This window comes from Mesotoga sp. (assembly GCF_035363035.1).
Lineage (GTDB): Bacteria > Thermotogota > Thermotogae > Petrotogales > Kosmotogaceae > Mesotoga.
In genome coordinates this window covers 37,201-54,255 of sequence record NZ_DAOSEH010000007.1, presented here as the reverse complement: position 1 = coordinate 54,255, position 17,055 = coordinate 37,201, and the positions used below count along the sequence as shown (strand labels likewise).

Annotated in this window: 19 protein-coding genes; 12 read left to right on the top strand and 7 right to left on the bottom strand. The window is 50.7% G+C overall.

The features are described 5' to 3' along the window. Positions 1-6 precede the first annotated feature (6 nt). Together PKX57_RS02535 and PKX57_RS02530 are read right to left on the bottom strand one after the other, a co-directional pair. The gene (locus tag PKX57_RS02535; protein ID WP_213920277.1) at positions 7-669 is read right to left on the bottom strand and encodes a phosphorylase family protein; all 663 of its coding nucleotides are present in this window, start codon (positions 667-669) and stop codon (positions 7-9) included. 54 nt (positions 670-723) lie between these two features. Further along, positions 724-1,107, bottom strand: a complete 384-nt coding sequence (locus tag PKX57_RS02530; RefSeq protein ID WP_213920276.1) for a DUF1292 domain-containing protein — start codon at positions 1,105-1,107, stop codon at positions 724-726. A 114-nt stretch (positions 1,108-1,221) separates the two neighbouring features. On the opposite strand from PKX57_RS02530, the gene PKX57_RS02525 reads away from it, so the two are divergent. Beyond that, on the top strand, positions 1,222-1,797 hold the full coding sequence (locus PKX57_RS02525; RefSeq protein ID WP_213920275.1) for a hypothetical protein: 576 nt from the start codon (positions 1,222-1,224) through the stop codon (positions 1,795-1,797). A 22-nt stretch (positions 1,798-1,819) separates the two neighbouring features. Here PKX57_RS02525 and PKX57_RS02520 read toward each other — a convergent pair whose 3' ends face one another. From PKX57_RS02520 to PKX57_RS02500, 5 genes are all read right to left on the bottom strand, one after another. Next, positions 1,820-3,154: an NlpC/P60 family protein gene (locus PKX57_RS02520; RefSeq protein ID WP_470745098.1), complete on the bottom strand. Its 1,335-nt coding sequence runs from the start codon at positions 3,152-3,154 to the stop codon at positions 1,820-1,822. 22 nt (positions 3,155-3,176) lie between these two features. Further along, positions 3,177-4,007: a carbohydrate ABC transporter permease gene (locus tag PKX57_RS02515; RefSeq protein WP_470745099.1), complete on the bottom strand. Its 831-nt coding sequence runs from the start codon at positions 4,005-4,007 to the stop codon at positions 3,177-3,179. 11 nt (positions 4,008-4,018) lie between these two features. After that, positions 4,019-4,654, bottom strand: coding sequence for a carbohydrate ABC transporter permease (locus PKX57_RS02510; protein ID WP_470745100.1), 636 nt, complete (start codon positions 4,652-4,654; stop codon positions 4,019-4,021). A gap of 354 nt (positions 4,655-5,008) precedes the next feature. Then, positions 5,009-6,352 carry an extracellular solute-binding protein gene (locus PKX57_RS02505; RefSeq protein WP_213920271.1) on the bottom strand — a complete coding sequence of 448 codons (1,344 nt, stop codon included), beginning with the start codon at positions 6,350-6,352 and terminating at the stop codon, positions 5,009-5,011. A gap of 25 nt (positions 6,353-6,377) precedes the next feature. Then, positions 6,378-6,950 (bottom strand): HAD family hydrolase, encoded by a 573-nt coding sequence (locus tag PKX57_RS02500; RefSeq protein ID WP_470745101.1) that lies wholly within the window; start codon positions 6,948-6,950, stop codon positions 6,378-6,380. A 313-nt stretch (positions 6,951-7,263) separates the two neighbouring features. On the opposite strand from PKX57_RS02500, the gene PKX57_RS02495 reads away from it, so the two are divergent. The 11 genes from PKX57_RS02495 (at position 7,264) to PKX57_RS02445 (ending at position 17,055) form a co-directional block, all read left to right on the top strand. Continuing rightward, a complete protein-coding gene (locus PKX57_RS02495) occupies positions 7,264-7,953 on the top strand; it encodes a helix-turn-helix domain-containing protein (RefSeq protein ID WP_213920269.1) in 690 nt (229 codons plus the stop codon). Positions 7,954-8,047: 94 nt separating this feature from the next. Further along, on the top strand, positions 8,048-8,449 hold the full coding sequence (locus tag PKX57_RS02490; protein ID WP_470745102.1) for a (deoxy)nucleoside triphosphate pyrophosphohydrolase: 402 nt from the start codon (positions 8,048-8,050) through the stop codon (positions 8,447-8,449). 650 nt (positions 8,450-9,099) lie between these two features. Then, complete coding sequence (locus PKX57_RS02485) at positions 9,100-9,990, top strand: nitrilase-related carbon-nitrogen hydrolase (RefSeq protein ID WP_213920267.1); 891 nt, start codon at positions 9,100-9,102, stop codon at positions 9,988-9,990. Further along, positions 9,987-11,177 (top strand): CoA transferase, encoded by a 1,191-nt coding sequence (locus PKX57_RS02480; RefSeq protein ID WP_213920266.1) that lies wholly within the window; start codon positions 9,987-9,989, stop codon positions 11,175-11,177. Before PKX57_RS02485 ends, PKX57_RS02480 begins: the two co-directional genes overlap by 4 nt. Next, positions 11,174-11,866: an oxamate carbamoyltransferase subunit AllH family protein gene (locus tag PKX57_RS02475; protein ID WP_213920265.1), complete on the top strand. Its 693-nt coding sequence runs from the start codon at positions 11,174-11,176 to the stop codon at positions 11,864-11,866. The genes PKX57_RS02480 and PKX57_RS02475 overlap by 4 nt, the downstream gene beginning before the upstream one ends. A gap of 38 nt (positions 11,867-11,904) precedes the next feature. After that, the gene (gene fdrA / locus PKX57_RS02470) at positions 11,905-13,440 is read left to right on the top strand and encodes an acyl-CoA synthetase FdrA (RefSeq protein WP_472415949.1); all 1,536 of its coding nucleotides are present in this window, start codon (positions 11,905-11,907) and stop codon (positions 13,438-13,440) included. Continuing rightward, positions 13,437-13,616, top strand: coding sequence for a hypothetical protein (locus tag PKX57_RS02465; RefSeq protein WP_213920263.1), 180 nt, complete (start codon positions 13,437-13,439; stop codon positions 13,614-13,616). Before fdrA ends, PKX57_RS02465 begins: the two co-directional genes overlap by 4 nt. Next, positions 13,600-14,862: an oxamate carbamoyltransferase subunit AllG family protein gene (locus PKX57_RS02460; RefSeq protein WP_213920262.1), complete on the top strand. Its 1,263-nt coding sequence runs from the start codon at positions 13,600-13,602 to the stop codon at positions 14,860-14,862. Before PKX57_RS02465 ends, PKX57_RS02460 begins: the two co-directional genes overlap by 17 nt. A gap of 16 nt (positions 14,863-14,878) precedes the next feature. Then, positions 14,879-15,670, top strand: coding sequence for a cyclase family protein (locus tag PKX57_RS02455; RefSeq protein ID WP_213920261.1), 792 nt, complete (start codon positions 14,879-14,881; stop codon positions 15,668-15,670). Between the two features lie 21 nt (positions 15,671-15,691). Next, on the top strand, positions 15,692-16,570 hold the full coding sequence (locus tag PKX57_RS02450) for an FAD binding domain-containing protein (protein WP_472414626.1): 879 nt from the start codon (positions 15,692-15,694) through the stop codon (positions 16,568-16,570). Beyond that, entirely contained in the window at positions 16,567-17,055 is a 489-nt protein-coding gene (locus PKX57_RS02445) for a 2Fe-2S iron-sulfur cluster-binding protein (RefSeq protein ID WP_213920260.1), read from the top strand. The genes PKX57_RS02450 and PKX57_RS02445 overlap by 4 nt, the downstream gene beginning before the upstream one ends.

Genomic DNA, 17,055 nt, shown 5'->3' with positions numbered 1-17,055 from the left:
CACTCCCTATCTATCTATGTAATGGGTTTTCATCATCTCTACCATCAGCCGGGCAGGTTTTCCGCAGAAAAGCGGAAAGTTCCTGTCGAAATCACTCTGTGTGTTTTCGTCGGCCATATCGAGAATGGTCTTTATCACAACGTAACTCTGGTTGTTCTCGTTAGCCATCTTGGCGAAGGCTGCCGAATCCATATCCAGAGCCAGTGCTCTGTGGGAGCTCGCTATCTTATCTCTCTCTTCGACGCTGTAAACTACGCCGTCGCCCGAGACGATCTTGCCGAACCTCCAGTCCTTGAAATAAATCTTCAAAAACCTCATAACCAGATTATCCGGTGCCTTTATGACCATTTTTCCGTGGCTAAGAGGGAAGACGGTGTCGTACTCTTCAAACTCCGTGCCTATCACCAGGTCGCCCGGCTTTAGAGACTGATCAAGAGCGGCCGCTCCGGAGAGAAGCATGACCAGCCTGGGTCGAAAATGGTCTATCAGCTTTTGGGTCATGAAGGCGGTTTCCACCTTTCCCACGAAGCCGCTGCAGGCAACGACTTCGTTGTTACCTATGACACCCCTGCTATAACTCCTTCCAAGAATCTCTCCTGATTCGATAATAAGCATCTGGTCTATAATAGGTTTCACTTCTGGTGCAAAGATACCCAGAGCGAGAATCATCGGATCACCCCCACAAGAGATTATAACAAAAAAGGGGACCCGGGGTCCCCTCTCTTATTCTTCCTCTTCTGTGTCGTCCGCCTGGGCGAGCATCTCTTCGACTATTTTGTTCCAGGCGACACTCACCTTCTCGAATTCTTCGTCTTCTACCGAATAAAGCACCGGATCGTCATCCTCACTGTACTCCGCTCTGAAAACAACGTATTCCGATTCGTTCTCATCCTCTATGGGTTCCCCATCTTCGCCTTCGAAGAACTCCTGGGTTATCCAGTAGAACTTGCCATCGTTTTCCAATTCGTAAATTATCTCGAAATGGTGTTCAATACCATCTTCATCAGTTACGGAGAATCTTTCGGGCTCAATTTCGTGGTTGCAGTCGCAGTCTCCGTCGCAGCAGTCTTCACAGTTGTGCAGTTCCAGTTCATCTCTTTCTTCCATCGTAAACCTCCATTATTTGCGATTCGGTTGATACTAACACAGTAAGTGGAAAGTCGCAACAAGCAAAGCGTAGTAGAATTGCTTAAGAAAACTTCGTCGAAGAGAGGTCGCAAAATGCTAGAGATTGAACGAAAGTTCCTTTACAGTGGAAGTATGAACGATTCAACTTTCGAGAAGGCGGAAGTCTGTCTCCTCATTATACAGTGGTATCTGAGTCCGCCCGACACCAGGAGACTCCGGCTTGCCGTTTCTCCCGAGAGCTCCAGAATGATCGAAACCGTGAAGACCGGGTTCGGAATGGTCAGAGAGGAGAGCGAACGGGAAATCTCCATAGAGATCCTTCATGAAATGGCCTATCGGTTGAAGTGCGAGAAGGCAGTGGTGAAAGCGAGGTACGTTTACCCGCGAAAGAGTTTCGAAGGGGTGATAGACAGATACTTCGTTCCCGATATAGGCTTTGTCGTCGAGATAGAGACATCTCAGATTCAAAACGTCATACCCGACCCCTGGGTGTTCTGGGACCTACCGGCCGGATATTTCATGGAAGTAACCGAAAATCCGATTTACACGGCTCGCTCACTGGCTGTCAAAATAAGCGACACAACCGGACTTCTTCCATCCAGCATCCCACTCGTTGAACCCTTCCAGAGACAGGAATTTGAACGATCTCTCTCTATCGTTTACGGCTGAACTTCCGAAGTTCTCGCCTCCGCTACCTTTTCAAAAGTCCCTTATCTATCTCTGGAGCGCTTGTGAGTAGCTCAATATAGCTTTTTTGGCTCTTAATGGTTCTGAGGGAGAGCTCCATAACAAAAACCCCGTGTACCGAGACCTGCCTGTCATGCCTGTCGGTGTAACCACTTCCGTCGTGTATCACGTAGAAGCGGCCGTCGCATCGCCCCAAATAGATCATAGTGTGTCCGGGCATATAAAGGGGATTTCCCGGTCTCAAAGAGGCTAGCTGCATTTCTCTGTCTTCCGCACTCCCAGTAAACTCGATTCGGGGAGAGGGTATCAACTTTTCCTGAATTCCGGAATCTCTGGGCAGTTCCAGGCCGAAACATTTATATATATCCTGGATGAACCGCGAGCAGTCGCGCCTGTTATAGGAGCCGCCCCATCCATATCTTTCGCCGAGCATCTTGAAGGCCTGTTTGAGTACGTTCTTGGTAGTCAATTTCATGAAACCCCTGCTAACGTCCTCACTCGCCCGGATGAGCCCGGTTCTAAATTCCAGAGTTCCCTTGCGATTACGAAATGGGATCTTCACCGCGTAACAGCCGTAAGGGCCCTGGGAATGGGGGTTTTCGACATCTTTAGGCTTCTCCAGGGGTAATCTGTCACCCATTTGAAGGAAGAGGTCCCATGTATCGGGAAGAAACGGGTCGGGTTCTATCTCTACCCTGCTCCCGCAGGCAAGCAAAAACTCTTCCCCGCTGCAGTAATAGATTACGTCGCTCCTGTTCTTGGCCACAGCAACGTGATCACCCTTGATCCAGCCTCTGTAGGTCCGTGTTTGTACGAAGAGCCAGGATTTATCGCGACTTCTGGCCAGAGCAACGAATGGACTGCCCAGGCTCACCGAAGTCAATTGCAGATCATCGTTGTCCAGAAACCCCTCGACCAGGATCAGGTCTGTCGGCATAGCCCTCAAATGTGTCCTGCGTGTTGTGAGGCCCATTTGAAGAACCATATCCTGATTCATAAGATTGGTAGCGTTTTCCAGAATATCGTCACGTATCTCCGCGGGTACCTCTTCCCCTTCGGGTGAAACCAGCGTTCTTGTGAAAAAGCCTTCCGGAATCGTCTCTCCTATCATGGCCCTTATCGAATCCAGCTCAACCCTGGTGGGAAACTCCTCCAGGTTACGATAGAACCTCTCCAGACCAGTTCTTTCGGCGTTAGTCAGCAGCTCTTCGTTGAAAGCGCTCAGCTCGGATTCTTTTAGCCATCGCTTACCCTGGCCCGTTATTCTCCGAGTCCAGAATTTGGGAGAAAGCATTTCGATCGAAGTGCCTTCCGGAACCATGAAATACTGTTTATGCATAAACATCACTCCCGGTTCATGTCTATTTGATCGCTCCCACGGTAATTCCTTTCAAGAAGTATTTCTGGAACGCGAGAAATACGATTATCATGGGAATGGCTGAATATGTGGCGCTGGCCATGAGATAAGAATACTGCATTGGCACCTGTTCCTGCAACAGCGAAAGACCAGCTTGCAGGGTTCTCATCTGTGTGGTGTTGGTTACGATCAAAGGCCATAGAAAACTGTTCCACTGGCCCATGAAAGTGAATATGCCAAGCACGGCCATCGCGGGTTTCGATATTGGCACGATTATCTCGATGAAAGTCCTGAATTCGCCGGCACCGTCGATTCTTGCCGCTTCGATTATCTCCGTTGGAACGGAAACCATGAACTGCCTCATCAGAAAGACTCCGAATGGAGCCGCGATCGCAGGCAGAATTAGAGCCTGGTAAGTATCTACCATCCCCATCTTGGATATGAGAATGTACAGAGGGACAAGCGTCACCTGAGTCGGTATCATCATAGAAGCGATATAGATGGAAAATAGCGCTTTGCTGCCTGGGAAACGCTTCTTCGCGAGAGAGTATCCAGCCATGGCGCAAACGAAGATCTGCGCTATTGTGACGGTACCGGCCACTATGAAGCTGTTCAAGGTCCATCTGAAGATAATGCTCCTCTCGAAGAGATCTTTGAAGTTCTGAAGCGTCGGGTTTTTGGGTATCACATCCGGAGGAAACTTCATTGTGAGCGACGGCCGTGTGAAAGCCGTTGCCACCATCCAGTAAAGTGGAATGAAGGCCAGCGAGGCGAGTATGGCCAGTATCAACAGCGAGATTGCCTTTTTTATATTCGTTTTAGTTTTCGCTTTCACGGACAATCACCTCAATACTCCACATTTGAACCCAGCCACTTGAACTGTATGACTCCCAGAACGACGAGTATCACGAACATCACCATAGACATCGCCGAGGCCAGTCCAAGGTTGTAATTCTCGAAAGCCGTTTCATAGATGAGGTACGCAATAGTTGTAGTTGAAAACTCGGGGCCCCCACTGGTCATGATGTAGATGTTGGAGAACGTCTGGAAGTTCGCAATGGTACCCATAACCAGCGCATAGAGGATTGTCGGCTTGAGTAGGGGAACCGTTATCTTTCTGAAAATTGCCCAGGAGCTCGCCCCTTCAAGCGTCGCGGCTTCGAAATAGTACTCGGGAATCGAGGCCATAGCCGCAGAAAGCAGCACTATGGTCGACCCGCCTCCCATAATCACCTGCATGATTATCAAAGAGGGCATGGCCGTGAGTGACCTGCCCAGCCATATGACAGGATCCAGCCCTAACAGAGTCATGAGATAGTTGAGAAGACCAAAGTTGGGATTAAACACCCAGAGCCAGATCATCGAAATTATGACGGAGGAGGTCACGTGGGGCAAATAAAAAGCCGCTTTGAAGAAAGTTCGTATCGATTTGCGGAATGGATAAATCAAAACGGTCACCAGCAAAGCTTTTCCCAACCACAAAGGCACTACTCCGAATGTATAAACGAAGGTGTTTTTTAAGGTCTTCAAAAAAAGCCAGTCGCTCAAGATTCTTTTATAATTGTCAAACCAAATGAATGTTTGTGAGAAAACATTGTGTCGGAACATACTTAGGTACATGCCCCAGCCCACGGGCACCAGAAAGAAAACCGCAAACAGAGCAAAATGTGGTAGAACGAAGAAATATCCCGATCGATTCTTCCATATTTCTTTTAGCACGTTCTTCTTCTTAAGCGATTTAGTCGGAATCTGCTTCAAAACTCATCACCCCATCAAACAGGAACAGCCCCAGACCCGACGGGGGCGGAGGCTGTTCCTTTGACTGATTGCTTTGGATTAATAGTAGTAAGCCAGAGCCCTGTTCGCTTCGGTAACGAAACCGTCGAGGGCTTCCTTCGGGGTTTTGGTCAATCCAAATGCACCCTGCATAGCACTTGTGAAGAATTTGGATATCTCCGACCACGGAAAACTCTGCGATCCAAAGAACTCCATGCCGGTTTCATCCATTATTCTCGCAAAGGTCTGCGTTTGATCGTTGAGGTATTCATCGCTCTTGAATAGTTGGGCATTTACCGACTTTCTTGCCGTCAGATACAAAAGGCTCTCGAGAAGCGCCGTGTTCTCTCTGTTGGTGAGGAACTTGGCAAATTCCATTACTTTTTCCTTCTTCACCGGGTCTTTTTGTTTGAAGACCACGAAGCCACTCGCAGAAGCGTAAGATGCCCCTTTCTTTCCTTCTACGTGAGGGAAGGGAGCAATGACCGGATAGAACTGTTCGGCAAGCTGGCCGGATAATACATATCTGGTGATCCTTCCGATTTCGTATGGACCTCCGAAACCGATACTGGTTCTGTGAGAGTGGAAGTTACCTATCACGTCGTAAACACCCATCGCTTCAACGCCCTTTGGAACCACGCCATGAACTTCAACCAGATCCACCAGGAACTTCAGGCCGTCGATCGCTTCCTGGGAGTTAAATACGACTTTCGTCTCGTCTTCTTTTATAAGTTCCGCGCCGAAGGCGTAGATGAAGCTCATAAGATTGTGGGTATCCTGGGCACCGAAGCTTATCGCGTAATGGTCGGTCTTGCCGTCACCGTCGGAATCCCATGTGAGCTTCTTGGCGATCTCGACGAACTCCTCCATAGTCCAGCCTTCCTCGACTATCTTCTTCCAGTCGATTCCCGCCTTCTCAAAATCGGGAGTGTACAGAAGCATCGATGTGCCCATTCCATTTGTGCCGAGATTCCACGGCCAGATGTAGTGCTTCCCGTCAACATATCCGCTTTCCAGTGCTAGCTCGTAGAAATCTTCGATGTCTTCCTGGCTGAGATAGTCGTCAATCGGCTCGAGAAGGCCTGCCCCTACCCACCTGTTATCCCAGACGGGTCCTTTGAAGATATCCGGCTGCGTTCCCGTCGCTATTGCGGCGGCCATCTTCTGCGCGTACTCGGTATTGCCTACAACGACGTACTTGATCTCCACATCCGGATTGAGCCTCATAAACTCCTCCGCGGCCCACTTCGGGAAGTCCTCTTCGGTTGCTGCCTTGTCGGCGGGGAATCCTGGGGGCGTTATTCTCCAGGGATTGATCCACCACGTTATGGTGGTTTTCGCCATCGCGCCGATAGGAATAACCAGCATCAACAAAACAAATAGAATTACAGTGAGTCTTTTCATTCTCTACACCCCTTTCGATTTTTACTCAAAGGAACTCTTTGAGCCTTTCTTCCAGAGCGGAAGGTTCTGTAAAATGAAATGATATAATACCCAGATTTCTCGCTGCCAGAACATTTTTCAATGTATCGTCGACGAAAAATGCCTCCTCCGGCGGGCAGTTTTCGGCACAAAGGATATGACGGTAAAACTCCGGATCGGGTTTGGCCAGTCCCATCAAGTGCGAGGCGTACACTTCGTCAAACAAGCCGTAATCGTTTCGGCTTTTATGAATCCTGTAGTGCGGATCTATGGTGTTTGTTCCGGCTATTACTCTGTACCTGGTCTTCAGCTTCTCGATCGTCTTTACCGTGCCTTCAATTGGCACGGGATTGAAGAAGATCGACCAGATATTGGCCGGTACTTCTTTGCCTGTCTTTTCAGAGAGGTGTATGGCAAAAGCCTCCTCGGTCATCTTTCCCATTTGAAGGGCCTGGATGCTTTCATGGCCTGCCAATTCGATGAACCTATCCTGAGGAATGTCCAGATAATCGCATATGCGGGGAACTACGCTGGTATTTTCGGCAACAACGCCGCCAACATCGAAGATGAAAAGTCTCAAATCAGCCTCCACAAATAATGTATTTACAAAAGTACATTAACTACGACGGGACAGGGAAATTAAACCCGAAAATCCCATCCGAAACAACCCGCGAAATTAGGATATCAAAGTGTACTTTAATATGATACCTTTTGGCCATATCTAAAATCAAGAGAAATCGAAAGGGATTTTTGGCCAGTAATCGTTGATATTCAGCAATCGATAAGTATAATCTACTCAGGAGAGTCTGGAAGGCATCTCATTTGTTGTAACCGAAAAAAAGGGCTCTCCATATCGATGTTGACGAAGAAACTGATTAAGGTGGTGAATGTAGTTGAATCCTCTGATATACAACCTGGGAAGGTGCAACCTCTTTGCCGGTATTCCTGTGGGTCAGCTGGAAGAGATATTTTCTAAGGTAAAACATAGAATCTGCAAATTCCTGCCAGGGGAACTCATACAGGAACAGGGAAGTAGCTGCGAGGAAATGCTGGTGCTCCTTCTGGGTGAAGTTAAGGCACAGATGCAGGACTTCTCGGGCAAAATCGTTCAGATTGAGAGGATCAAGGCTCCCTCGATTCTGGCATCAGGTTTCATCTTCGCCAGCTACAGTAGGTTGCCGGTCGATATAGTTGCCATCGATCACGTCACGATACTCTACATGGATAGAACTGGAATCATCTCCATATGCGGAAACAACGAGAGATTCCTGGTCAATCTCCTCGGTGATATGGGCGACAGGCTTACCACTCTGGCCGAGAAAGTATGGTTGCTATCGCTGAATACGATCAGCCAAAAACTGGCCCATTTTCTTTTGAAGAAAGCCTCGGAGAACGGCCCGGAGTTCGAACTTAAGATAACAAGAGAAGAGCTGGCAGACGCCTTCAGTGTTGCTAGGCCCTCCCTGTCAAGGGTTTTCGGGGAATTCACCTCCGGAGGAATCATCAGCCAGGACGGGAAAAAGATAAAGATACTCGATGAGAACACGCTGAAAAGAATTATGGGAGAACCGGCAGATCTTTGAAGAACCGATTTCTTCCGGTCTCTTCGTCTAGGGGCTTTATCATCGCCTGCCACTGGTTGGATTCACGAGAGAATCTATTTCAAAAGAATCTTGAATGGGGAGTGATCTTTTGATTGTAGTGACGGCCGCAATCGCGCAGAGAAACGGTATGGTTCTGATAGCCAGGAGGCTCGATAAGGGAAAATTACCCGGAAAATGGGAGTTTCCCGGTGGTAAAACTGAAACTGGCGAGGGTCTGGAACAATGTTTGAAACGCGAAATAAAAGAAGAACTCGGGGTCGAGATTAACATTCAGGGTCACTTCGGCACCTCAATTTACGAGTACCCGTTTGGAAAGATCAGGCTGGAAGCCTTCAGTGTTGAATTTATCTCTGAGGAGTTCGAACTGAAGGATCATTCTGAAGTTCGCTGGATCTGTGTGCATGAACTTGACGTTTACGATTTCTCCCCCGCCGACCTGCCCTTTGTAGAAAGCTTGAAAGACTCTCAGAGATAAACATATCAACGGAAGTGCGTGTTCGTCATTTTCATTGGCCTCCCGCAAGAAAAAAAGCCGCCTTGCGGCGGCTCAATAATCGGGATTTTCTAGGGGGGTTCCAACGTGCCTGTCCATCCATCGAGAATCTGGGGGGTGATGACTGACCTTGCACGTTGGTGACTAGGGTTCTTTGCGCTGTCTCCTGTCTTTTCAGTGACCGTTTTCCTCTTGGGGTAGCAAGGGTTCTTACTGTCTTCTCGTTCTTCTTGATATAATTCTACCTAATTAACTCGGCTTTGTCAATATACGTGAGATCTTTTATCGGAATTTAATGTAAAGAGTTTGTTGCTAAGAGAGCAGAAAAGATGATAATCGCTTTTAATCAAGGTTATAGATCTTCCATTGATAAACTCATTACTCACAAGTCTGTATTATATATCTTTTCTCGTACCTATAATCCACCGGTGACTTACACTATGAAGCGATACTGGCTTTGTTGAGATATCCAGGCAAAAGAATCCAGTTCAGCGGAGTAATCGCCACTTTTCAATACCATACAATTCTCAAAGTCAAAAACCATTAAATACACTGCTCTCCAATATTTCTAAATGGGACAAAAATGTGATAGATTGGGCATATCCCCACTTCTTTGTGAAAAAGGAGTAGATATGAAGAGAACCGTTGTTTCTGCCGTACAGTTCGCGATTGAACCGATGAACGTTGAAGAGAACCTTTCGAGAGCCCGTCGCTGGATAACGAAGTGTAAAGAGTTCTCTGGAGCAGATCTTGTGGTGCTCCCCGAGAGCTTCACCACCGGTTTCACTCCTATCGGCGGTGTCGAGGACCTGTGGAAGGTAGTTTCGACTATTCCCGGCCCGCTGACCGACATAGCCGTTCAATGGGCCAGAGAACTGGATATGTATATATGCTTTCCAACATACGAGAGAGGGGAGGTCTTCCCGGTGATCTACAACAGCGCCGCACTGGTCGGCCCCGAAGGTCTGTTGGGTGTCTATCGAAAGACTCATCCCTTTCCATCGGAACGACTGGAGGCAGGCGGATGGACCACTCCTGGCAGTGAGTCCTTCTCGGTTGAGACTCCGATAGGCAACATAGGTGTGGTAATCTGTTACGACGGTGATTTCCCCGAACTGGCGAGAGTTACAGCCTTGAAGGGAGCGGAGATGATATGCAGGCCTTCCGCTTTTCTGCGAACATTCGATCAGTGGGAGCTCACCAACAGAGCACGCGCCTACGATAATCACGTTTACTGGATAGGCACCAATTCAGTCGGAAGAGATGCCAGCGGGGCTTATTTCTTCGGCTGCTCGATGATCGTTCATCCATCAGGCATGAAGCTCTCTCAGGCCGGAGGCTGCGACGAGTTCACCTATGCCGAACTGGATCCAGATCCCATAAAAAAGATCATTCCCGGCTCGAACAGAGACCAGACTTTCGACCATATTCAGGATAGGAACACAGAGGCTTACACCGGAATTCTCGAAGAGGGTAAATCAGTCTTCGAACCGGCCAGACGCATTCCATTCAGGAGGAGATGAAATTGCCAAAGCCACTCGAAGGATTGTTCGTACTCGATTTAACAAGAGTCCTCGCAGGACCTTTTTGCACAATGCTGCTCTGCGATATGGGGGCAACCGTGGTGAAGGTCGAACGGCCCGACGGCGGTGACGATTCCCGCTCTTTCAGTCCCATGATAGGGGATGAAAGCGCTTATTTCATGAGTATCAACAGGGGAAAGAAGAGTATAACGTTGAACCTGAAATCTCCCGAGGGAAAGGGGCTCTTCGAGCGACTCGTAGGAAAGGCCGATGTGCTGGTGGAGAATTTCAAACCGGGCGTGATGAAGAAGCTCGGTTTCCCCTACGAAAGACTCATGGAACTCAACCCCTCGCTTATCTACACGGCATCATCAGGTTTCGGCCATTCCGGACCGATGAGCCAGAGAACGGCTTATGATCTGATAATACAGGGATTGAGCGGAATGATGAGCATAACGGGTCCCGATAGAGACCACCCTACGAAGACCGGGAGCTCTATTGCCGATATCTTTTGCGGAACCTTCGCCTGTATCGGTATTCTGGCGGCGCTCCACAACAGATATAATACCGGCGAAGGACAGATGGTAGATGTCGCGATGCTGGATAGCATGGTGGCCGTTCTCGAGAACGCGATCGCCAGATTCTCGGCGACGGGAAAGATACCCGAACCGATCGGCAACAGCCATCCGTCGATCGCACCCTTCGCTTCGTTCGCGACGCTCGATGGTCAGATAAACATCGCCGTCGGAAACGACAGTATATGGCATAAGTTCTGTACGGCGATAGAGCGGCCGGAGTTGTGCGAAGATCCTAAGTTCTCCACCAATCCAGAGCGCGTGAGAAATATAACGGAACTCACACAGATAATCTCTGTCACCCTTGCAGAGAAAACCACCAGAGATTGGCTCGATATCTTCCAGGAACTCGACATACCGTCCGGTCGTATAAACAACATCGCCGATCTCTTCAACGATCCACAGGTACTTGCGCGCGAAATGATCGTGGACGTTCCCCAGAAGGGATTCAACGTTAAGATGCCGGGCGTGCCCATAAAGTTCTCGGCAACGCCAGCGGGAATCGGTGGACCGGCCCCATCGCTCGGAGAACACAATGGAGAGATATATATGAAACTACTTGGTTTGAGTTTCGAAGAGTTAGAGGAGTTTAAAAACAGAGGAGTCATATGATCACTCTGTACCCTTTCGAACGAAGCTCCGACTGGCCGAAGACGATGATAGTAATGAAGGTCCACAGCGTTTATTCGAAGGCTATCAATTTTGAGGGAGAAAATAACAGGAGGTATTCTCTGATCACCGGGGAACCGGATTATCTACCCAGAGCGGCACTCATAGAAGCCCTCCCCTTTTTAAAAGCCGGTGAAACTGTTAAGATCTCTCCGGAGCTTTCCAGCGTTGGGTTCGATCCTTCGATCGATCCTGGATCAGAGTCTGTCAATCCCCTCTGGCAACCTCTCTGGCGGGAGTGGAAGCGTTTTTTACTTGACGACCGGCTCGATTGCCTGCTGGACCACCTTGAGAATCCCGAAGAGATGCTAGGTCTCGGCCCGGGAACGACACCTGCCGGCGACGATTTCATCACCGGCCTCGTAACGGCATTCAGATGGTCGGGGGTAGAGGTGAACGAACGGTTGGTAAAGGCGCTGGAAAAAAACGGAACGACCTGGTTTTCCGCTCAGATGATAAGAGATGCTTTGAATGGATATATCTGGAAGAGAGGCAAAAAACTCTGCCAGGCTCTAACTGGCAGTTCAGCGTCTGAACTTTTATCGGCGGCCGGAAGGATTCTCCAGTGGGGACATCTTTCGGGCAGGGCCTGGCTCGCGGGTTTCTCTACTGGACTCGAAGGGATTTCGTGAGCGAGAGTAGATAGTTGAGAGAAATGGAGGTCGATCTCTTGAAGAGGCTAGAGGTTGTTAAGGGCGAATATTACGACAGTGTGACTCTCATGCTTGTGGCGAAGGAGCTAAAGAAGATTGAAGGCGTTGCCGAGGCCACGTTGAACATGGCAACTGAGGCTAATTTGCATATAATGAAGACTGCAGGATTCGAGGTGGATGGTGTGAATGCCTCGCCAGACGATCTGATAATCGGAATCGACTGCCCCGGGGAGCTGTTCGACGGACTGATGGAAACGGCCAGATCCTATCTCTCCTCGCCCCCGTGGAAGGGTGGTGAGGAGCCGAGCGAATACACGCCCAGGACGCTTGAAGGAGCGTTGTCTGTGCTTCCGGAGGCCGATATCGCGCTGATCTCTCTGCCGGGAAGGTACGCCGCGGCGGAGGCGATGAAGGCCCTCGAAAGAGGTTTGAACGTAATGCTCTATTCCGACAACGTTTCACTGGAAGAGGAGATAGAGCTTAAGAGGTACGCCTCCCGGAATGGACTGATAGTGATGGGTCCTGACTGCGGAACGGTGGTCATAAACGGCGAAGGGCTGGGCTTTTCAAACGCCTGCCCGGTAGGCCCCGTCGGCATAGTTTCTGCATCCGGCACGGGATTGCAAGAAGTGATGGTCCAGCTCGCCAGGCGCGGAGCAGGTGTGAAGCACGGTCTTGGAACGGGTGGCAGAGATGTTAAGTTGGCCGTGGGTGGCATCTCTTCGCTAACTGCTATAGAAGCGCTTGCGAACGATCCCGAGATCTCCGTCGTGGTCGTTATAGGTAAACCACCCTCGACCGAAGTGAGAGAAAAGCTTGTCCAGGCCCTGAGAAGCTGCGGGAAACAGTCGGTTACATGTTTCATGGGAGAGTCGCCCCGCAAGGATGAGCCACAGCTGAAGTACACTACCGGTCTTGAGGAGTGTGCGACCGTCGTGGTGGCGCTCCTAGACGGCAAAGACGCGGGAAAGGCCAGAGAGGATCTGATGAATGAGTATTTGAAAATCGAAGCCCTTGGACGGAAGAGCGAAACTTCCGGCCGGTTCCTGCGTGGTCTCTTCACGGGTGGTACGCTCTGTTACGAGGCCGAGAGCATTGCCCGGAGATATCTAGAATCGATTTACGGAAACAACCCGCTGAAGATTGGAATGAAGTTGCCCGACAGTCTTAAACCAATTCAAAACAGTTTCATAGACTACGGCGAAGATGAATTCACTCAGGGTAAACTCCACCCTATGATCGATCCTTCCTTCAGGACCGGACAGCTAAAGATGCAGTCGGAGGATCCCTCGGTCGCGGTCGTTCTCTTCGATGTCGTTCTCGGATACGGCAGCGCGCCGGACCCGTCGTCCGAAGTGGTCGGTGCGATAAAGGGTCTCGAGAGGAAGAGAGGACCGCTTTACGTCGCCTACGTGTGTGGAACGTCCGGCGATCCCCAGTGTCTGGAGAGACAGATCGCCATTCTGAAGGAGGCCGGCGTTCGAGTCTTCGAGAGCAACGCGAGAGCGTCGATTTTCGCTGCTGCGGCCACGGTCGGGAGGGAACGGAGATGAGTATGAAAAAACTTCTGAAAGACGGTCCGAAAGTTATAAACATGGGTATGGAGCAGTTCTACATCGATCTGAAAGCCCGGGAAGTACCTGCCGTCAGGGTCGATTGGAAGCCCCCGTTGGCCGACAGGGAACTGCTCGGGAAATTGAAGAAGCTGAGAGGTGGTAACTTTGTTTGACATCGAAAAGGCCAACCAGACGGCTTTTGAAAGGCTCCAAAAGGCCGAACCGCATATAGTGGATCTCGGTATAGCCTGCGAGGTTATCCCCGGAATGGAGAAGAACACGATACTCCACGCAGGACCCCCCATAGATCTGGAAAGGATGTCGGGGCCAATGATGGGCGCCGTAACGGGCGCCGTCATCTACGAAGGCTGGGCCGACACACCCCATAAGGCCATAGAATACTTGAAGGAAAAAAACTTGGCGTTCGATCCCTGCCATCACCACAGCGCCGTCGGGCCGATGGCGGGAATAATATCGCCCGGAATGCCCGTATGGATTGTAGAGGACGGCTCAAGCGGCAAAAGGAGCTACGCTACACTCAACGAAGGACTGGGAAAAGTCCTCAGAATGGGCGCCTTTGACCAAGAGGTCATCGAAAGGCTTCACTGGATGAGAGAGGTCCTATTCCCCGTGCTCAAGGCGGGCGTGGAGCGTTACGTTGAGGAGAACGGAGGTATCAATCTCAAAAGCCTTATCTCCCAGGCCCTTCACATGGGTGACGAACTGCACAACAGGAACCGGGCCGCGACCTCCCTGTTCATCCGCTCCCTCGTGCCTTATCTTGTGGAATCCTCCACCGACAACACCTCTCTGGCGAAGGTGATCCGGTTCATGGCCGGCAACGATCACTTCTTTCTCAACCCCGGCATGGCCGCGGCGAAGGTTTCGCTGGACGGCGTCGGTTCTGTCGAGGGCTCTACGATGGTGACCGTTATGGCGCGAAACGGAACGGATTTCGGGATCCAGATCGCCGGTCTGGAAAGGCGGTGGTTCACCTGCCAGGCCGCGCTGCCGGACGTTTTGCTTTTCCCGGGATTCACCAGGGCCGACGTGAACAGGGATATAGGTGACAGTGCGATAATGGAAACCTACGGAGTCGGAGGTTTCGCACTGGCCGCGGCGCCCGCTATCGTCCAGTTCGTCGGCGGTACGCCTCAGGATGCCATCAACTACACAAGAGAGATGTACGAGATCTGTCTGGGTGAAAACAGGAACTTCACGATTCCCTCGCTCAATTTCAGAGGAACCCCGACGGGTATAGATCTCATAAAAGTTGTGGAGACCGGCATCACACCTATTCTCGATACCGGAGCCGCCCATCGCGAGGCTGGCAGGGGACAGGTCGGTGCCGGCATAGTTAGAATGCCTTCCGAGGCATTCGTATCGGCTGCAACCGCTTTCACCGACAGATATTTATAAAGGAGGGAAACCGCTCATGGAATTGAAAAACTGGGACAAAATCAGAATCTACGAACTCTCGCAACCTATCAGCCACCTGACACCGCCTTGGCCTACCTACGAGCCTTTGCAGATAAAGTTCTTCAAGAGGCTCGCGCCGAACGGTGCCAACGGCCAGCTCCTCACGCACTCCAACCATGTAGGAACACACCTGGATGGATCGCTCCACTTCTGTACTCACGGTCGGGATATTGCGAGCATACCGCTCAACGAACTAGTTGCTCCCGGAGTCGTCGTCGATCTCTCAGATATAGCGGAGGATTACGGGATATACACCTCCAAAGATATCGAGGACCGCGTCGAGGTGAGGGAAGGGGACATACTGATCATCAACACGGGATACCACAGATATGCCTTCGATCAACCGGAAGCCGACGAAGTGCGCTATATGATAAAACATCCCGGGCCAACTAGAGAGTTCGCCGATTGGTGCAGGAAGAAGAAGTTGAAGTGGATCGGCGTCGATTGCGGTTCGGCCGATCATCCGATGAACACAAAGATTAGAGACTGGATGCCCGTTCAGGCGAAGGAGTGTGACGCACATTTCCGTAAGAAATACGGCAAGACTCTCGAAGAGATCTTCCCGCCGGACGACTACCAGTTGATGCACGTGCTTCTCTTCCCCTACGACATAATACACGCCGAAAACGTCGGCGGAGAAATCGACCAGATACTCAACAGGAGAATGATAATCGGTTGCTTCCCCTGGAGATTCGTGGGCGGAGAGTCCTGCATAAGCAGAATAGTAGCTTTCGACGAACAGGAATAGAATCCAATTGAAAGCGTGGCGATGAAGATGCGCGACTTCGTTCTGGAACGGCCGCAATCCATACCCGAGGCTCTGGATATCCTGAAAAAAGCCGGAGGAAGGGCTATGGTGAAGAGCGGCGGAACGGATCTGATTGTCTGGCTCCACAGGTCACTTGTGAATCCAGATTGTGTAATCGATCTCACGAAGATAGAACAACTCAAAGGGATAGGGCTGTCGAACGGACGTATAGAGATAAAGGCTCTGGCAACACTGAACGAGGTGGCTTCCAACCCGGCCGTCGGAGAGAAGTTGCCGGCACTGTTCCAGGCCTGCATGGCCCATTCCGATCCTCTGATCAGAAACAGGGCCACAGTTGTCGGCAATGTGTGTTCGGCCGTTCCTTCGGGAGACGTCATAGCTCCCCTGCTATGCTACGGGGCGATGGTTGAGATCACCGGTCCCTCTGGCGACAGAACGCTCAGAATCGGCGACTTCATAACCGGTCCCAAGAAGACGGCTCTCGCAGCCGATGAAATAGTGACGGCGATCAAAATCGCTTTGCCTGAGGGGAAGTCGGCCGGATGTTACATCAAGATAAGCCGTCGCGAAGCCCTGGACATTGCACAGGCGGCCGTTTGTTGCACGGCTTTTGAGAGCGTCACTAGAGAGTTCAGAATCTCATTCTGCGCCGTCTCCCCACGTCCTGTCAGAGCGACTGAGGCCGAAAGACTACTCAACGGCGCGACGAAGATGGACGACGGTATCGTCGAAGCGGCGGCAAAGCTGGCTATCGAAGCCGTCGATCCAATTACTGACGTGAGGGCCAGCAGAGAGTACCGTCTGGCGATGATAGAAGAGCTCACGCGCAGAGCTATAAAAAGCTGTGTAGAGAAGTTGGAAGCGGGAGGACCATCATGAGAGATAGAAAGATACAGCTCAATCTGAACGGCCGGTCCGTTTCCCTCGTGGCCGGTGACAACACCACTCTTCTCCACGCCCTGCGAGAGTACGGCCTCACGAGCCTCAAGAGAGGTTGTGAAGAGGGAGAATGTGGCGCCTGCACAGTGATCATGAACGGCCTGCCGGAGAAATCCTGTCTCATCCTGGTTGCCGAAGCCGAAGGAGCCGATATCCTCACCGTCGAAGGATTGATAAAAGATGGGAGGCTTCATCCCATACAGCAGTCCTTCATCGACGAAGGGGCGATACAGTGCGGTTACTGCACTCCGGGAATGGTTATGACAACCTACGCTTTACTGCTGAAGAACCCCTCTCCAGACGAAGAAGAGATAAAAGAGGCGCTTTCGGGCAACCTATGCAGGTGCACCGGTTATCTCTCGATAGTCAGGGCCGTAAAGAAGAGCGCCCGAATCATGGCAGGTCTAAGCGAAGGGAGCGAGTGA

What these genes read in the sequence shown, in the direction of transcription:
- PKX57_RS02535 (WP_213920277.1), bottom strand. Translation starts at nt 669, where the DNA reads ATGATTCTCGCTCTGGGTATCTTTGCACCAGAAGTGAAACCTATTATA.
- PKX57_RS02530 (WP_213920276.1), bottom strand. Translation starts at nt 1,107, where the DNA reads ATGGAAGAAAGAGATGAACTGGAACTGCACAACTGTGAAGACTGCTGC.
- PKX57_RS02525 (WP_213920275.1), top strand. Translation starts at nt 1,222, where the DNA reads ATGCTAGAGATTGAACGAAAGTTCCTTTACAGTGGAAGTATGAACGAT.
- PKX57_RS02520 (WP_470745098.1), bottom strand. Translation starts at nt 3,154, where the DNA reads ATGCATAAACAGTATTTCATGGTTCCGGAAGGCACTTCGATCGAAATG.
- PKX57_RS02505 (WP_213920271.1), bottom strand. Translation starts at nt 6,352, where the DNA reads ATGAAAAGACTCACTGTAATTCTATTTGTTTTGTTGATGCTGGTTATT.
- PKX57_RS02490 (WP_470745102.1), top strand. Translation starts at nt 8,048, where the DNA reads ATGGGGAGTGATCTTTTGATTGTAGTGACGGCCGCAATCGCGCAGAGA.
- PKX57_RS02485 (WP_213920267.1), top strand. Translation starts at nt 9,100, where the DNA reads ATGAAGAGAACCGTTGTTTCTGCCGTACAGTTCGCGATTGAACCGATG.
- PKX57_RS02480 (WP_213920266.1), top strand. Translation starts at nt 9,987, where the DNA reads ATGAAATTGCCAAAGCCACTCGAAGGATTGTTCGTACTCGATTTAACA.
- PKX57_RS02475 (WP_213920265.1), top strand. Translation starts at nt 11,174, where the DNA reads ATGATCACTCTGTACCCTTTCGAACGAAGCTCCGACTGGCCGAAGACG.
- PKX57_RS02465 (WP_213920263.1), top strand. Translation starts at nt 13,437, where the DNA reads ATGAGTATGAAAAAACTTCTGAAAGACGGTCCGAAAGTTATAAACATG.
- PKX57_RS02455 (WP_213920261.1), top strand. Translation starts at nt 14,879, where the DNA reads ATGGAATTGAAAAACTGGGACAAAATCAGAATCTACGAACTCTCGCAA.
- PKX57_RS02450 (WP_472414626.1), top strand. Translation starts at nt 15,692, where the DNA reads ATGAAGATGCGCGACTTCGTTCTGGAACGGCCGCAATCCATACCCGAG.
- PKX57_RS02445 (WP_213920260.1), top strand. Translation starts at nt 16,567, where the DNA reads ATGAGAGATAGAAAGATACAGCTCAATCTGAACGGCCGGTCCGTTTCC.